At 54.1% G+C, this 17,658-nt stretch carries 15 protein-coding genes and 1 pseudogene; 6 read left to right on the top strand and 10 right to left on the bottom strand.

Going from position 1 to position 17,658, the window contains the following annotated elements:
• Positions 1-19 precede the first annotated feature (19 nt).
• The 9 genes and pseudogenes from ASD95_RS15595 to ASD95_RS30150 all read right to left on the bottom strand — a co-directional run.
• Positions 20-1,033: a GlxA family transcriptional regulator gene (locus ASD95_RS15595; RefSeq protein WP_177336472.1), complete on the bottom strand. Its 1,014-nt coding sequence runs from the start codon at positions 1,031-1,033 to the stop codon at positions 20-22.
• Positions 1,034-1,087: 54 nt separating this feature from the next.
• The gene (locus ASD95_RS15590; protein WP_056724848.1) at positions 1,088-1,936 is read right to left on the bottom strand and encodes an ABC transporter permease; all 849 of its coding nucleotides are present in this window, start codon (positions 1,934-1,936) and stop codon (positions 1,088-1,090) included.
• Entirely contained in the window at positions 1,933-2,781 is an 849-nt protein-coding gene (locus tag ASD95_RS15585) for an ABC transporter permease (RefSeq protein ID WP_056724846.1), read from the bottom strand. Before ASD95_RS15585 ends, ASD95_RS15590 begins: the two co-directional genes overlap by 4 nt.
• Positions 2,778-3,896, bottom strand: a complete 1,119-nt coding sequence (locus ASD95_RS15580; RefSeq protein ID WP_056724843.1) for a quaternary amine ABC transporter ATP-binding protein — start codon at positions 3,894-3,896, stop codon at positions 2,778-2,780. Before ASD95_RS15580 ends, ASD95_RS15585 begins: the two co-directional genes overlap by 4 nt.
• Positions 3,897-3,971: 75 nt before the next feature.
• Entirely contained in the window at positions 3,972-4,823 is an 852-nt protein-coding gene (locus tag ASD95_RS15575) for a glycine betaine ABC transporter substrate-binding protein (protein ID WP_056724841.1), read from the bottom strand.
• A gap of 68 nt (positions 4,824-4,891) precedes the next feature.
• Positions 4,892-6,238 carry an NAD(P)/FAD-dependent oxidoreductase gene (locus tag ASD95_RS15570; protein WP_056724839.1) on the bottom strand — a complete coding sequence of 449 codons (1,347 nt, stop codon included), beginning with the start codon at positions 6,236-6,238 and terminating at the stop codon, positions 4,892-4,894.
• Positions 6,235-7,752, bottom strand: a complete 1,518-nt coding sequence (locus tag ASD95_RS15565; protein ID WP_056724837.1) for an aldehyde dehydrogenase — start codon at positions 7,750-7,752, stop codon at positions 6,235-6,237. Before ASD95_RS15565 ends, ASD95_RS15570 begins: the two co-directional genes overlap by 4 nt.
• Positions 7,745-8,656 (bottom strand): dihydrodipicolinate synthase family protein, encoded by a 912-nt coding sequence (locus ASD95_RS15560; RefSeq protein ID WP_056724835.1) that lies wholly within the window; start codon positions 8,654-8,656, stop codon positions 7,745-7,747. The genes ASD95_RS15565 and ASD95_RS15560 overlap by 8 nt, the downstream gene beginning before the upstream one ends.
• Positions 8,653-8,778 (bottom strand): annotated as a pseudogene (locus ASD95_RS30150) (GntR family transcriptional regulator); the annotation flags it as partial. The pseudogene ASD95_RS30150 and the gene ASD95_RS15560, both read right to left, overlap by 4 nt.
• 362 nt (positions 8,779-9,140) lie before the next feature.
• Here ASD95_RS30150 and ASD95_RS15555 point away from each other — a divergent pair.
• On the top strand, positions 9,141-10,376 hold the full coding sequence (locus ASD95_RS15555; protein ID WP_056724833.1) for an aromatic ring-hydroxylating oxygenase subunit alpha: 1,236 nt from the start codon (positions 9,141-9,143) through the stop codon (positions 10,374-10,376).
• Positions 10,377-10,490: 114 nt separating this feature from the next.
• Here ASD95_RS15555 and ASD95_RS15550 read toward each other — a convergent pair whose 3' ends face one another.
• The gene (locus tag ASD95_RS15550; protein ID WP_056724831.1) at positions 10,491-11,444 is read right to left on the bottom strand and encodes a LysR family transcriptional regulator; all 954 of its coding nucleotides are present in this window, start codon (positions 11,442-11,444) and stop codon (positions 10,491-10,493) included.
• 448 nt (positions 11,445-11,892) lie between these two features.
• Here ASD95_RS15550 and ASD95_RS15545 point away from each other — a divergent pair, with 448 nt between their 5' ends.
• The 5 genes from ASD95_RS15545 to ASD95_RS15525 all read left to right on the top strand — a co-directional run bounded on the left by ASD95_RS15545 (position 11,893) and on the right by ASD95_RS15525 (position 17,575).
• Complete coding sequence (locus tag ASD95_RS15545) at positions 11,893-12,930, top strand: quaternary amine ABC transporter ATP-binding protein (RefSeq protein ID WP_056724830.1); 1,038 nt, start codon at positions 11,893-11,895, stop codon at positions 12,928-12,930.
• Positions 12,931-12,978: 48 nt separating this feature from the next.
• Entirely contained in the window at positions 12,979-13,944 is a 966-nt protein-coding gene (gene proW, locus ASD95_RS15540) for a glycine betaine/L-proline ABC transporter permease ProW (protein ID WP_056724828.1), read from the top strand.
• 67 nt (positions 13,945-14,011) lie between these two features.
• On the top strand, positions 14,012-15,055 hold the full coding sequence (gene proX, locus ASD95_RS15535) for a glycine betaine/L-proline ABC transporter substrate-binding protein ProX (protein WP_082562962.1): 1,044 nt from the start codon (positions 14,012-14,014) through the stop codon (positions 15,053-15,055).
• 87 nt (positions 15,056-15,142) lie between these two features.
• A complete protein-coding gene (locus ASD95_RS15530) occupies positions 15,143-16,492 on the top strand; it encodes an MmgE/PrpD family protein (RefSeq protein ID WP_056724824.1) in 1,350 nt (449 codons plus the stop codon).
• 48 nt (positions 16,493-16,540) lie between these two features.
• A complete protein-coding gene (locus ASD95_RS15525; protein WP_056724822.1) occupies positions 16,541-17,575 on the top strand; it encodes a GlxA family transcriptional regulator in 1,035 nt (344 codons plus the stop codon).
• The last annotated feature ends 83 nt before the right edge of the window (positions 17,576-17,658 follow it).

Raw genomic sequence — 17,658 nt, 5'->3', positions numbered from 1 at the left:
TTTTGCGACAGCCCGGTTTTTACTTCACCAACCGCGTTTCTCTCGAAGGCCGGTAACCGAAGTACGAGCTGTAGCATTTACTGAAATGGCTCGGTGAAACAAAGCCGCACGCGACCAGCACGTCAACCTGAGACAGCTCTGTGTGCTGAAGTAATCGCCGTGCTTCGGTAATGCGCAATTCCAGGTAATACCGTTGCGGCGTGGTACCCAGTTGCTCTTTGAACAAGCGCTCTATTTGTCGACGGGAACGACCGGCATAGACCGCAAGTTGGTCCATTTGCAACGGTTCTTCCAGGTTGGCATCCATCAGTTTGACCACCTCTTTGAGGGGGGCACTCAACGAGATGTTCTGTGTCGGTTTGATACGCCGATACCGCGACTCTTCGAAAGACAGAATGTCTTCGATGCCCTCGACAAGTGCCTTGCCGTGCAGCCCTTTGATCCACTCGAGAGCCATATGATAGGCACCCGCCGGACTCGAAGCCGTGAGCCGGTCTCGATCCATGACAAATGCTTCACTGGTGACATGCGTGACTTTTGAAATTTCTGCGAGCGCGGGTCGGTGTTCGGGATGAATCGCACAACGATATCCCTCAAGCAAACCTGACACGCCCAAAAACCACGCCCCATTCCACAGCCCGGCCAGGGTGATACCCAGTTCCGATGCCGTTTTAAGGATGCTGATCAGCTCGTGATTGACTTTGAGTTCGGTGCGATAGCCGCCGCATATGACCAGCAAATCAAGGTCTTTGAGTGCTGCCACGTCCAAACGCGCATCCGGTCGAATGACCAGGCCAAGGTCGCTGGTAACCTCTCCATCCTGCACCCCGAAGGTTCGTGAAGAGAACAACGCCGGACGCAAAAGGTTGGCAGTGACAATCGTATCGAGCGCTTGCGTAAATGCAGGCAACGAGAAGTGCTCGAGCAGTAAAAATCCTGCCCGGGCATGGGCCGTCGACTCACTCCGGGTCTCTTCCACATAGCGCAGGTTTTTACCTTTCATACACCCGCTGAAGTCTCGTCGTTCGATCACTTTAAGCCTCGCTTGTTTACACTGACGAACGTCGCCGACGTTCAGCCGCCCCCTTCAAAGGAGTTTACTGGGCGAGTGACGCTGCAACGCGCCCCGTGACAGTCGATCCAACAGCAGCGCAATAGCGACAATGGCCAGGCCTGCTCGAAGGCCCAATCCCATCTCCATCCTCGAGAGGCCACGAGTCACTTCAGCCCCCAGACCGCCCGCCCCCACCAAACCTGCCAGCACCACCATCGCCAACGACATGAGGATACATTGGTTCAGGCCTACCAACAGCGTGGGAGCGGCAGTCGGCAGTTCAATTTTGAACAGAATGTCTTTAGGTGAAGCACCGGACGCCTGGCCCAACTCAAGGAGATCCTTGGGCAGCTGCTTGAAGGCCAGGGTCGTCAATCTGAGCATCGGCGGGATGCCGTAAACAATCGTTGCGATGATCGCGGGCACCCGTCCCAAGCTGAACAGCATCACGGCGGGGATCAGGTATACCCAGGGCGGCACCGTTTGCATGATGTTCAGAATCGGCAGCAACGCTTCATCTACACGCTTCACCCGGGCGGCCAGAACCCCCAGCGGGAAAGCGATGGCGACAGAGATCAGGACCGACACGCTGACCAGCGCAATCGTCTGGATGGACGCGACCCAAAGGCCCGCGAACAAACAGAAAGCCAACATCAGCACAGCGAAAACAGCAACTCGTTTATTGGCAAAAAAGAACGCCGCAACGACGACAATACCGATGAAGAAGTACGGATGGGGAGCAAGCAGCGCCCCCTCCACTGCGCCGAGTACCGCCTCAATGACCTGACTGATCCCTTTGAACAATCCATGTAAATTAGTGTTCAGCCAGTCAACGGCGGGAGCCAGGTAATCGCCTGGAGAAAATTGAATGTGCGTTGTCATTGGGAAGCCCTCACCCGCGCCTGTGCAGCACTCTGCGCCAGACGATCCAGGATCATGGTCAGGATAACGATAGCGATGGCCGCGTTGATCGACTTGGCGATATCCAACGTACGGATGGAACCGTAAATCGCCTCGCCCAAACCGCCCGAACCCACAATACCGGCGATGACGACCATACCGAACGCCATCATCAAGCTTTGGTTGACACCGGCCATGATGCTGGGCAAGGCGAACGGTAAGCGGATCTTGAAAAACATCTGGATTCCAGTCACACCGCTGGCCTCTCCCAACTCGATGAACTCCTTGGGTGTCATGCGAATACCCAGGGAGGTCAGTCGTAGCGCAGGGGGAAGCGCGACGATAAAAGTCGCCAACAGCGCCGTGGCAGGGCCGTAGCCGAGCAGTGCAATGGCCGGTAGCAGGTAGATGTAGGGCGGCATCGTCTGGATCAAATCCAGACAAGGATCAACCACGCGATCAAAGGCCGGCGCCAGACCGGCAATGACCCCCAGCGGAATGGCGACAACCAGTGCCAGGACAGTTGCTGTGAGCACCAGGGCAAGCGTGCTGACTGTCTCTGGCCACAAGCCGATGACGTCGCAAAACAACAGGGCCAAACCTGCAAGAATTGCAAAGCGAACGCCAGCCAGACGCCAGCCAATCAACGCCATGACAATCGCTACAACGTAGTGCGGTGGATAGGCGACACACCACAGCACACCTTCGTAAATGCCCTTCAGCACCGCATTGACGGCATCGAACACGAACTCGCCATTATCTGAAAGCCATTCCAGTCCTGTATCAATGGATGCATCGAACTGACTGGAAAAATCCGGCATGCTCATGCGGACGCCTCCATCGCGTTGGCCGTAGCTACGGGCGCCAACTCGTTGGGAATACCTTGAACGCCACGCAGCAGATCACGAGGCGTGATGATCCCGACCACTGTTCCGTTATCGACCACGGCAAGCCCGTCCCGCCTGGACTTCATCGTCAAGCTGATAAGCTCATCGATATCGGCGTCAAGCGAGGTTTGGATGAGCCGAGAAATATCGCAAGTCGGCTGTGCAGCCTTGTAGGCCTGGACAGACGTCATGACCGAGTGAGCCTTGACCAGATGCAATCGGGAAATGCCGGCGACGAATTCCGCCACGTAGTCGTCAGCCGGGTTGAGCACGATTTCCTCGGCGGTGCCAACCTGAATGATGGCGCCATCCTTCATGATTGCAATGCGGTCACCGATGCGGATGGCCTCGTCCAGGTCGTGTGTAATAAACACCGCGGACTTGCCCAGCTCCTTGGTCAGCAGGCGGAACTCATCCTGCAACTGTCGGCGAATCAGCGGATCAAGCGCGCTGAACGGCTCATCCATCAAAATTATTTCTGGGTCAGCTGTGAGTGCACGCGCCAGTCCGACCCGTTGTTGCATGCCGCCTGACAGTTCGCTTGGATAGCGTGAAGTCCACTCGCTCAATCCAACCTTTGCCAGCGCCTGCTCGGCCACTTTGTAACGTTCAGCCTTGCCCACACCCTGCACTTCCAGGCCAAACGCGGTGTTCTCAAGAACCGTACGGTTAGGCAGCAAGGCAACGCTTTGAAAGACCATACCGATGTGACGCGCCCTCACCTCTCGCAGTTGTGCCGGCGACAAGGATGAAACGTCCTTGCCTTTGACCAGCACCTTCCCCGAGCTCGGGGTGATCAGCTTGTTCAGCAACCTTATAAGGGTGGATTTGCCACTGCCGGACAAACCCATGATGCAAAATATTTCCCCCCGGCGAACCTGGAGACTGACATCGGAAACCCCGACCACGCAGCCATGGTTTTGCAGGATCTGGGTCTTTGAAAGACCCTGCTGGACAACCGCGTCCATGGCTGCCGGTGCATTTTTACCGAAGATTTTCCAAACCGACTGGCAATCTACCAGCACTTCGTCAGTATTAATTGTGGCCATTGTCATTTCGCAATCCATCGAACCAGTTGTTTGCTGGTTTCTTTAATTAATCAAAGGGCGGCAGTGGCAAACAAACAAAACTTAATAGTTCTTGATATTTCCCCAACGATTTACAAGATCTGTATGACTATCAATCCAACCCTTGATAGCCTCGTCCATGGTCTTGCCATCCTTGACTTCAGCATTCATCGCGGTGATGTCCGTGATAGGCACATAAACACTGGCCATCAGTTCACGCGCACGCGGATTGGCTTCAGCGAAGCCTTTGTGTCCAATCCAGTAATAACCCTGCAACGGCGGGAAGACCCCTTTTGGATCTTTCAAGAATTTGAGATCAAATTTCCTGGTCATCCAGGAAGGATCCCAGACGGTTACCGCCACCCATTCTTTTCGGTCGACTGCCGACTTTAAAGCCGCGGTCATGGCCGAAGTACTGCCCTCGACCAGCTTGAGCTTGATGTCGTACGCTTTGACCACGTTGTTCGCGTCACTCATCAAACCCGAACCTGGTTCGATGCCAATGATTCTGTTCCCCAGTTTGTCCGCGTTTGCATTCAGCTGTTCGATGGAGTCGATGTCTACGTAACTGGGTACTGCCATGCCCTGATAAAGACCAAAGGAGACCGGTGACAGCTTCTCGATTTTGTTCTTGTTCTTTTTCCAATAATCGGCGGCGGCGTAATCAATCTGGGAGGCCAATACCTGAATATCCCCTTTGCTGAGTGCAGCGTAAGCGATACCCCACTCGGAAAACTCCACGACTTTTACGGTATACCCAGCGTTCTCAAGTACCTTCTTGGTAATGCCGGTAATGGGCACCAAATCCTCCCAAGACATGGTCCCCATTACTATGTTTTTTTCTTCAGCGTGTGCCTGCAAACTCATCATGCCCACAAACGCGAGCGCGCAGAATGCCTTCCAAATATTCTTCATGGATTGTTCCGTTCTTATTAGTGACTTATTAAACGGCCTTTATAGGAAAAGCCGACAACTTAAACGTGCTAACCTTCTCGCCCGGCCCAAAACTCATGCCAACGAATGACCGAACTGACGCCCAGCTTCGTTATTATTTGGGGGGGGAGCCTGCTGGGTCCTGGCGCGTGACTGAAACTATCCAGAAAATCAGAACGTATACCCGAAGCCAATTCCGCTGCCATTACACCTGCCAGCGTGCTCTTGACCGTTCCCAACCCATTTTCGCAGCAAGCCGAATACAGGTTTTCTTCGATCTCGCCAAATGCAGCGGCGCTGTTACGACTCAAACACAGACGGCCGGCCCAACTGAACTCCAACGCAGTGGATTTCAATTCGGGAAAGCGTGCATCCAGAGACTGTCGCTGTTCTTTGGCAACCGCAGCCACACGCTCTGGGGTGACCTGGATACTCGGGTCATAGGTGAATTTTGTCCGGATGACGATACGCGAGAGACCGTCCGTAGAGATTTTACGAACAGTCGCTCCCATTGGATCAGCTGGCAACAATGCCCACTTGGCTCTACCCGGCACGTCTTTCTTGAATGCATCATCACTGTACGCAGCCGTCATGGAGGCGTAAGTGAAGACGTGCAACAGGCGTCCTTGATAATGTCCAAAGTCCTCAATGTGCCCGTTAACCCCCAGGATGACCTTGGGTGCGTGCACCGTCCCGTTATGAGATCGAGCGCTCCAACCGCTTCCCTGCTTGGTCAATTCAATAATCGGAGAGCGTTCGAACAGCGTGATTTTCCCTTCGAGCCCTGCTGCCAGGTCCCTAATGTATTGAGCGGGTTGAATCAACACTGCGCCGGGTGTGTAGATCCCACCGTGGTAATAGGTGGACCCGGTGATTTCGCGCATTTGCGCGGCATCAAACATCTCGAACTTTTCGCCGATGCGCTCAAGGGACTGTGCGTAATTGACGTTCAGCTTCAATCCCCGCTCAGTGGCGGCCGCGTTGATCTTCCCTGATGGGTCAAAGGTGTTTGTGGACATGCCGTACTCGCGTGCGGCTTGCGCGGCAAAATCAATCGCAAAACGATTTTGCGTGATTTCCAGCGCCGTTGCAGACTCACTCGCCACGGAGTATTCCCCGGACGACAGACTGTGCGGCACATCGATCATGAAGCCAGAGTTCCTGCCTGCCGGCCCCTTGGCGACTTCATGAGCATCGACCACAACAATGCTGTCACCGGGGTGTAACTGTGAAAGTCTGCGAGCGGCGGACAAGCCGGCAAAACCGGCACCGATAATCAGCCAGTCCGCCGTCACGTTTCCATCAAGCATGCGGACAGGCGCAGTGCGTGCGGAAATCGCCTCCCAACCCGAAACCCCAGTATCTACCGGCAGGCGCTTGATGGTATGGGTGCTCATTTTTCGGTCTCTTCATCCGACCGATCAGACACATCGATCCAGATTGTTTTGATTTCGGTGTACTGGTCATGGGCAAAAATGGATTTGTCCCGACCACCGAAGCCCGACTCCTTGTAGCCGCCGAATGGCGTCGAAGCATCGCCCTCACCAAAGCAGTTCACGGTGACGATGCCGGCGCGAATCTCACGCGACAACTTGATCGCCCGGCGCAGACTGGCGGTGTATACCGAGGCGGCCAGGCCGTAGACCGTGTCATTGGCCAGGGCAATGGCTTCGGAAATCGAATGAAAGGTGGTGACCGAAAGAATCGGGCCGAAGATCTCTTCCTGGAACAGCCGACTGTCTCGATCGACACCGTCAATCACTGTCGGCTCTACGAAGGCACCGTCTTTCGTCGCGCCGCCGTACACAACTTCAAGCTTTGCGGCGGTGGCGTGCTCAAGGTACGACTTCACTTTGGCGAAATGCTCTGGGCTGACCAGCGACCCTACGCGGTTTTCCGGATCGAGTGGGTCACCCATTTTCCATTCGCGGATGTAGGCGCCCATGCGCTCCAGCAGTTCGTCCTTAACAGACGCATGGACGATCAGACGTGAGGTCGCGGAGCAATTTTCACCCATGTTCCAGAACGCGCCATTGACGACATGCTGAGCAACGAGATCCAGGTCTTGCGCATCGTCCATCACCACGGCCGGGTTTTTCCCGCCGCACTCAAGGACGATGCGCTTGAGGTTCGAATCGGCGGCGTAATGCAGGAAGCGGCGGCCGGTCGCAGTGGAGCCGGTGAAGCTCACCATGTCGACATCGTGATGCAAACCGATCGGCTCACCGACGTCTTTGCCCGTGCCGGTCACAATGTTGAGGACACCAGCGGGTATACCGGCTTCAAACGCCAGCTGAGCGACACGCAACGTGGTCAGCGAGGTTTGTTCAGCAGGTTTGACGATGACCGAACAGCCCGCAGCGAGCGCCGGCCCGATTTTCCAGGCCAGCATCAGCAGCGGGAAGTTCCAGGGCAATACGCAGCCCACCACGCCGATCGGCTCCCGGACCACCATGGTCAGCGCGTCGCTGCCCACCGGGGCGGTGTTGTCATAAATCTTGTCGATCAGTTCTGCGTGCCAGCGGATCGTGTGGATGGTGTCCGGGATGTCGACCAACTGACATTCACTGACAGGTTTGCCGCTATCGAGACTTTCGAGGACGGCCAGTTCGTGTTGATGGTTTTCAAGCAGGTTTGCAAACTTCAACAGAACCGCTTTGCGCTCCCGAGGAGAAACAGATCTCCAGCGTCCATCCTCAAAGGCCTCTTTGGCATTGCTCACCGCAAAGTCGACATCCTCGGACGAACAGGCGGCGACGTCAGTCAAAAACTCACCTGTCGCCGGATTGTTCGTGGCGAAGGTTTTGCCAGAGATCGCGGGCTTGAACGCGCCATTGATGAACGCCTTGGATGGCAGCGAAATGTCTTTGGCCAGAGCGGCATATTCGGCCTTGCTCAGAAGATCACCCATGGCTGGCTCCCGAAGAAATGTTGGCTACGTTACGTTTGAGTTCAGTAATGAGCGACGCGAAACTCTGCTTTTCGTCCGCTTCAAGTGGCTGCAATGGCAGGCGCACGTTACCGACTTTCAATCCGGCAACTTCACAGCCGTACTTGATCGACTGCACGAACTTGCCACCGTCCAGGGCATTCATCAGCGGCATCATTGCCGACATGATTTGACGGCCTTTGTCGAAGTTCTTTTCGATCACGCAGGCTTCATAAAGCGCGACGTGTTCCTTGGGCAGGAAGTTGGAACCTGCGCACACCCAACTGCGGGCGCCCCAGGCAAAAAACTCGAGGGCCTGGTCGTCCCATCCGCAGGACAAGGCGATGTTGGGGAACTGCCGGGCCAGCATATGCACCTGGCCCATGTCGCCGGAGCTTTCCTTGATGGCGACGACGTTTTTCGATTGGCTGACACGCGTGAAATACTCTTCATCCATCGAAACGCACATGCGCCCCGGATAGTTGTAAAGCATGATCGGCAAGTCCGCTGCGCGATCGATAGTGAGCGCGTGAATCGCGTTTTCCTGTGAGGTTGGCAGCGCGTAAGGCGGGGACGTGACGAGAATGGCGTCCGCTTTGATCGATTTGGCATCCTTGGCGTACTGAACCGCATCTTCGGTACGAATCGCCCCGGTACTGACGATCAGTTGCACCCGAGTGCCGATCACATCTTTGGCGTAGGCCGCCAACTCGGTGCGTTCTTCCGACGTCTGCGCATAATACTCGCCGGTCGACCCGCCGATAATAATGCCGTGCACCTTCGCCTCAATCAGCGACTCCAAAACTTGGGAGTACACATCCCAGTCAATCTCCCCATCAGAGTTATAAGGAGTTACTGCTGGCGTATAAATACCTTCAAATTTCAAGATGAATGCTCCGAATGCGAGTTAGGTGGAAGGTCAATGAACGCGTCAGCTTTGATACCTTGAGGCGCGATAAAAACCTCCATGTTTTCACGGGACAGTTCCCAAGACTCAAACACGAGATCGCCAGAGGTTGTTTTACTGACTAAGTACCGTTAGCTGTTGAATCCAGACTGGCATGGGGCAATAGAGTGGTCAATAGCGTGTCTTCCTCGCGCAGACATCTTTAAAGCGATATAGCGCACAGCGTCGAAAATTATTTATTCATTAAATTCAATAGGTTACGAATATCATCTTAAAGCTACGCTATCGATCGATAACATTTGTTTATGCATTGATAAGCGTAAAAGTTTCTTGTTGGGGTGTGATTGCAGACGTAGTCTTTACAACAGCGATATTTTACCGGCGAAATGGCGTTACCCAATATCTAGATTGATGCAAACAATGGTCTTTCGTCGTCCCTTTGGTATTTTGGAGTGTGTTGACCGTGAGCACTAAATCGGCAGTTTCAAATCTTGTTGCGCAGCGCAAGCCTGACCATGCGCTGCCAGGTGCCCTTTATAGCGATCCAGACGTTTACAGGCAGGATCTGGAACAGATCTGGCACAAAAGCTGGATCTTCGCCGGGCACACATTTGAGCTGGAGAAGTCGGGTCAGTACCTGTCGCTGCAAATCGGCGATTATCCTGTCGCTATCGTGCGCGGCGCAGACAAACAGATTCGGGCCTTCCACAACGCCTGCCGTCATCGCGGTTCAAAGGTGTGCCCGCAAGCCAGCGGCAAGGTAGCCAAGCTGGTGTGCCCTTACCACAAATGGACCTTCGAGCTGGACGGCAGACTGCTGTTCGCCGGGAATATGGGGGAGGATTTCGACAAGTCTCAACATGGGTTGAAGTCCGTGCATTGTGAGGTCGTCGAAACGTACATTTATGTGTGCGTCGCTGATGTGGCACCTGACTTTTCGTCATTCAGAAAGTCTCTGACGCCATTCGTTGCGCCTCATAACCTGGACGACTGTAAAGTCGCGTTTGAGTCGAACATCATCGAGAAAGGCAACTGGAAACTGGTTTTCGAGAACAACCGCGAGTGTTACCACTGCGATTTTACTCACCCGGAATTGATGCACTCATTCGTTGACAACCCATCAGTGGGTGGCGCCGGCGGCGATGAGGATCTTGAACTCAAAGAGCATTGGGATCGTTGCGAAGCGGCAGGCCTGCCCAGCCGATTGGTCATGGACGAAGACGGTCGCTTCCGCATGACGCGCATCCCCCTTTTTTCCGGTGCCGTCAGCTACACAATGGATGGCAAGCCCGCGGTTGCCGGTCGTTTGGACACAACCGGTGAAGCCAACATCGGTGCGCTGCTGTATTTCAACTACCCATCGACCTGGAACCACTTTCTGGGCGATCACGCACTGAGCTTCCGCGTTCTGCCCATCGGTCCGGGCGAGACGATGGTCACTACAAAATGGATCGTCAAGAAAGACGCCCAGGAAGGTGTCGACTACGACATCGATCGCCTGACCAAGGTTTGGCTTGCAACCAATGACCAGGATCGCACCCTGGTTGAAGGCGCACAGGTCGGCGTCAGCTCTCCTGCTTACGAGCCGGGTCCGTTGTCGGTGGCCAGCGAAATTGGTGTGTGTCAGTTTGATGATTGGTACTGCAAAACGATGCTTGAGCAACTCAATGACACGATCCCGTTAAGATCTGTCGGCTAAGAGTAAAACTGCCGGTGGCGAGAACCACGAATGATCACCACCGGCATACCCAAACTTCTCCCCTCCCCGCATCCCGAGTCACGGCTCAATCAGTACTCCTGCCTTCCTGACAGCTCAGGAAAACTGGGCGAGAATCCAGTCTCGTAGCCGACAACACGCGTCGTCATTGATCCGGTCTTCACGAAATGTCAGATAGTGCTGACTTTCATGGAGAACCACTTCCTCTTCGATCGGCCGAATCAGCGTGCCGTTTTCGATCAGGTTTGCAACCAGGTGATTCCATCCGAGGGCTACACCCTGATGGGTCAACACCATGCTGATGACCAGGTTGTAGTCGTTCGCGTTGAAAACGTGAGGGCTGTCGTGGGGGCGTTTCTCGATATCAACATCGTGATAAGCCAGCCAAACACCCCAGTCAACGTGCTCCGCTACCTGGGATCTGCCATAGGGGCTGAGGTTGAGCAAAACCCCGTCGCGCAGTGCTTCCAGGCTGGACAGCTCAGGGTGCTCCTCTTTGTAACGAGGAGTGCACACCGGGTAGATGACGTCATGAAACAACGGATAACTGCGGTAGCCATCCTGAATCCTGGCCATTTTGGTGATGAAGATGTCCGGAGTTACACCCGGCTCCATCGACAAAAAGTTTTGAGTGGTGACCAGATTGAGGTCGATATCTGCGTTTTTGGTAAAAAAACCCGGCAGCTTCGCTGCGAGCCAGAGGGCTGAAAACGCGGGAGAACAGCAAAGCGTCAACGTGCGCTTGCCTGCATTGTTGGTGCGAATGCGCTCCGCCGCCTGGGAAATGTTGACGAAAGATATCTGTGCCGCATCAAAAAAGATGGTTCCGGCTTCCGTCAACTCGACTGCTCGCCCCACTCTCTTGAAGAGATCCACCCCTAGGTACGCCTCAAGTTCCCGAATCTGACGGCTGATTGCCGCTTGAGTTACGCACAGTGCTTCTGCCGCACGCGTAAAGCTCTGATATTTTGCGGCGGCTACGAATGACTTCACTGCTTTCAGAGACGGCATTTTCAGCAGCGTCATGTCTGGATCGATGTGCTTAACCATAACCTAGAGTATTGAATATCCGGTTCGGGGCCCTTTGGAGGCCGTTAGGGACGAGATCGGCGAGAGGGTTCCACCTAGAGCCTAGGCTGGAGCGTAGCTCAAACACAGAGCCTAAGACAGGGCCAGCCGCACTCGTCTGCGCAACTGGCACTGCCGCAGTCGCAAATTGACATAATTAAATGATTGATAACATGACGTTATTGATTGGCTGGAAGAAATGTTGTTAGACGCTGACTCTATTAGGTAATAACTTGGTTCTCAACGGTACTGCTTAATTCAGCGCTGATAAAACAAGAATAATAAACATCAAATAATAAAGAGGATGGTCACAATGACTATTTCCCAACCTTTCTCCCAGCTTGACTGCCCCCACAAGCACCGTCTGAACTGATCAAGACACGTACACCTGAATTCTTGGTCTTACATCGTAATTGCAGCAGGAGGGGTTATGAGTCTTGGTGACGAGATACTCTCGGTAAAAAACATTTACAAAGTCTTTGGTGCTCAGCCAAAACTCGCGATGGAGATGCTGGCTCGCGGTGCTGATAAAAGTGAAATTTTCAGCAAAACCGGTCAAGTCGTTGGCGTTTTTGATGCCAGTTTCTCCGTAAAACGTGGAGAGATTTTCGTCATCATGGGGCTTTCCGGTTCCGGGAAGTCGACGATGGTCCGCTTGTTCAATCGACTGATCGAGCCAACCTCCGGAACAATCCATCTCAACGGCCAGGAAATCACCGGTCTGTCGGATGCTGATCTCCTCAGCGTTCGTCGCAAAGACATGAGCATGGTGTTTCAGTCGTTTGCCCTGATGCCTCACATGAGTGTGATCGACAACGTAGCTTTCGGCCTGGAAATCTCGGGTGTCGAGGAAAGCGAACGGCATAAACGTGCACTCGAGGCACTTAAACAGGTGGGGCTCGATGGCCACGCCTACAGTTACCCGCACCAACTGTCCGGCGGTATGCAACAGCGGGTAGGTCTGGCCCGAGCGCTGGCTAACGACCCAGCCATCCTGCTGATGGACGAAGCCTTCTCGGCACTCGACCCGTTGATTCGCCACGAAATGCAGGGCGAACTGATCCGCCTGCAGGCAGAACAGCATCGCACCATCATCTTCATCTCCCATGACATTGACGAGGCGATTCGCATCGGCCATCGCATTGCGATCATGGAGGGTGGTCGGGTAGTACAGATCGGTACCCCGCAAGAACTGCTTTGCAACCCGGTGAACGATTACGTCAGGGCTTTCTTCAAAGGTTTCGATGCCTCGAAGATCCTCAAGGCTGGCGATGTTGCCAGGATTTGTGCAGAGCATCCGTACGCCGCGGATCAATCCACGCCTACGCTGCGCGACGATGTACTCCTGCAGGACGTCTTTCACATCGTTGCCGATGCAGTTAATCCAGTTGCCGTCCTGGATCGCCAGGGTGTGTTCAAAGGCACGATCTCCAAGAGCCTACTGCTTCAGACAATGAGCCGACACTAATAGTCTCTATTAGCTGGCTTGCCAGGCTCGGACATTCAGGTGATTAGCATGAACGAATTCAGTTTTCTAGACCCGTTTCAATCCATCAACGTCCCTTTGGGCCAATGGGTAGAAGTTGCCCTGAATTATATGGTCCATAATTTCCGCGAGATATTTCGCTCGATAAGATGGCCTATCGACCAGGTACTTAATGGTATTCAGTACGGACTACTGGCCATTCCTCCGTCAATATTCATTATTATCGCCACACTCTTTGGCTGGCAGGTAGGCGGAAAAAAAATAGGTATTCTTTGCTTTGTTACTCTTACGCTATTAGGCGTGATCGGCGTATGGAATGACGCCATGATTACCCTCGCTCTGGTGCTCACTTCACTGTTTTTCTGTGCAGTAATTGGCATACCGCTGGGTGTCCTGTGTGCCCGGAGTGACCGGCTGGAGATGCTTCTGCGGCCAGTGCTCGATGCAATGCAAACACTGCCTGCTTTTGTTTATCTGGTACCCGTGGTGATGCTGTTTGGTATCGGCAACGTACCGGGGGTACTGGTCACGATCATCTTTTCGGTAGCACCACTGGTCAGGCTCACCAATCTGGGAATTCGCCAGGTACCGGAAGACAAGGTTGAGGCCGCCCGGGCTTTCGGATGTACCCCACGCCAGATGCTGAGGCGGGTTCAACTTCCTTTAGCTGCACCAACGATCATGGCGGGTTTGAATCAGGCATTGATGTTGTCACTGTCGATGGTGGTGATCGCATCAATGATTTCGGTTGGTGGGTTGGGGATGATGGTGCTTCGCGGGATTGGCCGCCTTGATATGGGCTTGGCAACCGTCGGTGGCTTGGGCCTGGTATTGCTGGCGATTTTCCTTGACCGCCTGACCCAGGCGATGGGCGAGCGCAGTAACAGAGCAACCAAAGGTGAGCACTGGTACCAGACCGGCCCGGCGGGTGTCATTTATCGCCTGAAAAGAAAAAACGCGATTACAACAATAGAAGTCAGTCCCAAAGAAAGTTAACCCGCTCAGTGGCGCGTCGTGAACCAAAAGAAATGCCAACTTAGTAATCCAGCCAAGGTAAACAATAATGAACTTCACAACAGTCGGAATAAAACAGAAATTCATTCATTCTGTGGCGCTTTTAGTACTAGCGGTTTCACCTGTTTTCGCATCGGCCGCCACGGCGCAGTTGCCCGGAAAAGGGGTATCGATCACTCCCATTTTCCCGTCAATCGCCGAAGAGCGATTCCGTGGAGAGATTGCAATGGCGGGTCTCAAGGAATTGGGCTACGACGTTGAGACACCCAAGGAAACCGAGTACTCCACCATGATGGTAGCGATTTCCAATGGTGACGCTGATTTCTCGGTACATCTGTGGGAGGAGCTGCACAAATCTTTCTACCAGAAGGCCGGTGGCGATGAGACGATGGTGAAAACCGGCGACATTATGCCGGGCGTGTTGCAGGGCTACATGATTGACAAGAAAACGGCTGATGAACACCACATCACCTCTATCGAAGATTTACAGAAACCGGAAATTGCCAAACTGTTCGATGCTAATGGTGACGGTAAAGCTGACCTCACTGGTTGCAACCCTGGTTGGGGATGTGAGCTCATCATTGCCCACCACATGAAAGCCTATGGCCTGGAAAAAACCGTCACAAATAACCAGGGCTCCTATTTTGCCCTGATGGCCGACACCATTGCTCGTTACAAACAAGGCAAGCCAGTTCTCTATTACACCTGGGTACCTCAGTGGATCTCCGGTGTTCTGGTCGAAGGTAAAGATGTTGTCTGGCTGACCGTGCCGCGTACGGATCTTCCAGGTGGCAAAAACGATGTCAACACTACCTTCAATGGTAAAAACCTTGGTTTCGCGGTAGACAGTGTCAAAGCGGTAATCAACAAAGAGTTCGCCGAGAAAAATCCGGCGGCCGTGAAGTTCCTGTCTGAAATGCAGATCACTACCGACGATGAAAGCGCGCAAAATCTCAAAATGCACGATGGCGAAAAAAGTGCGGCTGACATTACCCGGCACGCCAAAGAATGGATCGCGGCTCATCGCGCGAAATACGACAGCTGGCTGGCAGACGCTCGCGCCGCGGCAAATACCGCCACCGCAAAGAACTAGTCCCTTCTTATAAAGCTGCATAAAAGGTTGCCCTTCACCGGGCAACTTTTTTATCCGTTTCGGCGTTCATCACTCGGGAATATTGAAATGCAGTTGTATTCATTCGTCCAGAATTTCAGTTACAAGGACGCGCCCCTACATACACGCGAGTTGCTCAAAACTTGCCTGCTCGACATCATTGGCGTGGCCGCCGGAGCTCGCAATAATCAAACCAGCGTGATGCTCAAAACCTACGCTGACACCCACTACACTGCCAACAAGCTGTCCAGTCGCCTTTGGTTCGACGGCAGAGCCGTACACCCATTGGGCGCCGCGTATGCCGGCGGTTTCTGCGTTGATAGCCTGGATGCACATGAAGGTCACTTCACCTCCAAGGGACATGCGGGTGCGACCGTAGTCCCGGCCGTTGTTGCATTGGTAGACGCGTATCGTCGTCAGGGCAAAGACATCAGCGGCGAAGAGTTCCTCAGCGCACTGTGCATCGGTTACGAGACTGCCTTGCGGGCGGGCCAGGCATTGATGGCCACTGCCCCGGAATATCATGCTTCAGGTGCCTTTTCCGGGATCGGGGTCGTTTGCGCCGGAGCCCGCTTGCTGAAGCTTGATGAAACGACATTCCGTCATGCGCTGGGTATCGCGGAATACTTCGGCCCGAGGTGCCCGATGATGCGCCTGGTGAGCTTTCCGACGATGTTGCGCGATGCCCACGGCGCCGGGGCGTATGCCGGACTGAACGCATTACTGATGGCACAGCTCGGTGTCACTGGCGCTCCAGCCGCCACTGTTGAACCTTTGGAGATTTCCACTTTCTGGCAGGACATCGGAACCCGTTGGGAGATCGACGAGCAATATTTCAAACCATGGCCGGTATGTCGCTGGGCGCAACCGGCACTCACGGCCATGACCGATTTGATGCGAGCACATCCAGTCATCACTGCAGAGTTGATCGAGACCATCGATGTCGAGACATTCCACGAGTCTGTGTGCCTGCAGGGGCATTTTCCGAAGAGTGCGGACGAGGCCCAGTACGCGCTCGCATTTCCGCTGGCCGCCTTGATCGTTCGTGGAAAGCTGGGCCCTGACGAAGTCACCGGGGACTCCATTCATGCGCCAGACATCCTGAACATCAGCGGGAAGATAACCCTTCACGAGGCGCCCGACCTGTCCGCCAGGTTCCCTGAGGAAATCCTCTCCCGCGTCACGGTTACCCTGAAAGACGGCACGCGTCTTACGAGCCCAACCGCGACGGCCAAGGGCGACCCCGGCAACCCTATGTCGAGTGCCGAACTCACGGCTAAATATCATTTGCTGGCTGATGACAGCTTGGGATCCACGCTCAGCAATGCGATCAAGAACAGTGTTGATGCACTGCCTGAGAGCGATGACTGCCAGTCATTCTTGGATTTGTTGCTGTCTGCGCCAAAAACCGCTGTCTAGATTGCGAAACGGTTTCGTAGCTATTGGTAAAGGTGTCAAAGAGGACTTATGCCATTCGTATTCGAGAGCGTGCTTAAAGACAAGAACATGGGGTACTCCTATACGGCGCAGAAACCAATAAAGCCGCAGGCGGTGACTCGTGTAGCTTTCGTGCTTTTGAACAATTTCTCGATGATGTCGTTCACCGGCGCTATCGATGCGCTGGTGACCGCCAACCTGATTAGCGAGACGCCGGCGTTTGAGGTGTTGACGGTCGGCATCAAGAACCGTCTTGTGATGAGCGATCTGGGAATCGCCATTTCAGCGGACCTGGAGTTATCCCAACTACCGGATCGTATCGACGTTCTCATTGTCGCTGGTGGTTTGCGAGTGAAGCTGATCAGCGACCCACTGTTACGGCGCAAGCTACGTAACCTCGCATCTCTTGGCGCGACCATGGGCGGTTTGTGGAATGGTGCGTTTTTTCTGGCGGAAGCCCAGTTAATGGACGGTGTCGAGTGTGCCTTCCATCCAGATGGGCGAGCGATGATGGAGGATGTTTTCCCCAAAGTCCTGGTCACTTGTCGAACGCACGTAATCGATCGAAACCGTATCACGTGCGCCGGCGCCAGCAGCTCGTTACGCATGATGCTGGAGCTCATCACCGCTAAACAAGGCGTTTCGCTGACCCATGCTGTCGAGGAAATACTCAGTTGCGATCAAACCTCTGAAGTGTCAGGGATATCGACCGTCATAGTTGACTCTGACCCCACCTTGCCACAAACCCTGAAGCTCGCTTTAGAACTGATGCAAAAGAATATCGAAGAGCCGCTATCGATCGACGAGCTGGCTGAATGTGTGAACATTTCCCGACGACAATTGGAGCGGCGCTTCTGCCGTTTCGTGGGCGCCACGCCCACACGCTACTACCTTGAGCTGCGCTTGACTCGAGCGCGACAGCTTATTCTGCAGAGCAATCGGCCGATCACCGATATCGCGATTGCGACCGGCTTCTGTAGTTTCGCCAACTTCCATATGCGCTTTCGTGACTTCTTTGGCGTAGCGCCAAGCAGTTATAGAGCAACGTATGAGCGCAGGCGCTAAGTTTTGAAACCCGTGCACGCGAAAAACATACGAAACCCGCACTGTCCAAGCCGAGTAAACGATGGCTGACATCATCGATAAGG

Origin of the sequence: Pseudomonas sp. Root71 (genome assembly GCF_001429045.1) — a bacterium.
In the GTDB taxonomy this organism is placed as follows: Bacteria; Pseudomonadota; Gammaproteobacteria; order Pseudomonadales; family Pseudomonadaceae; genus Aquipseudomonas; species Aquipseudomonas monachiensis.
The sequence above is the reverse complement of the archived record's forward strand: the minus strand, read 5'-3'. Positions and strand labels throughout refer to the sequence as shown.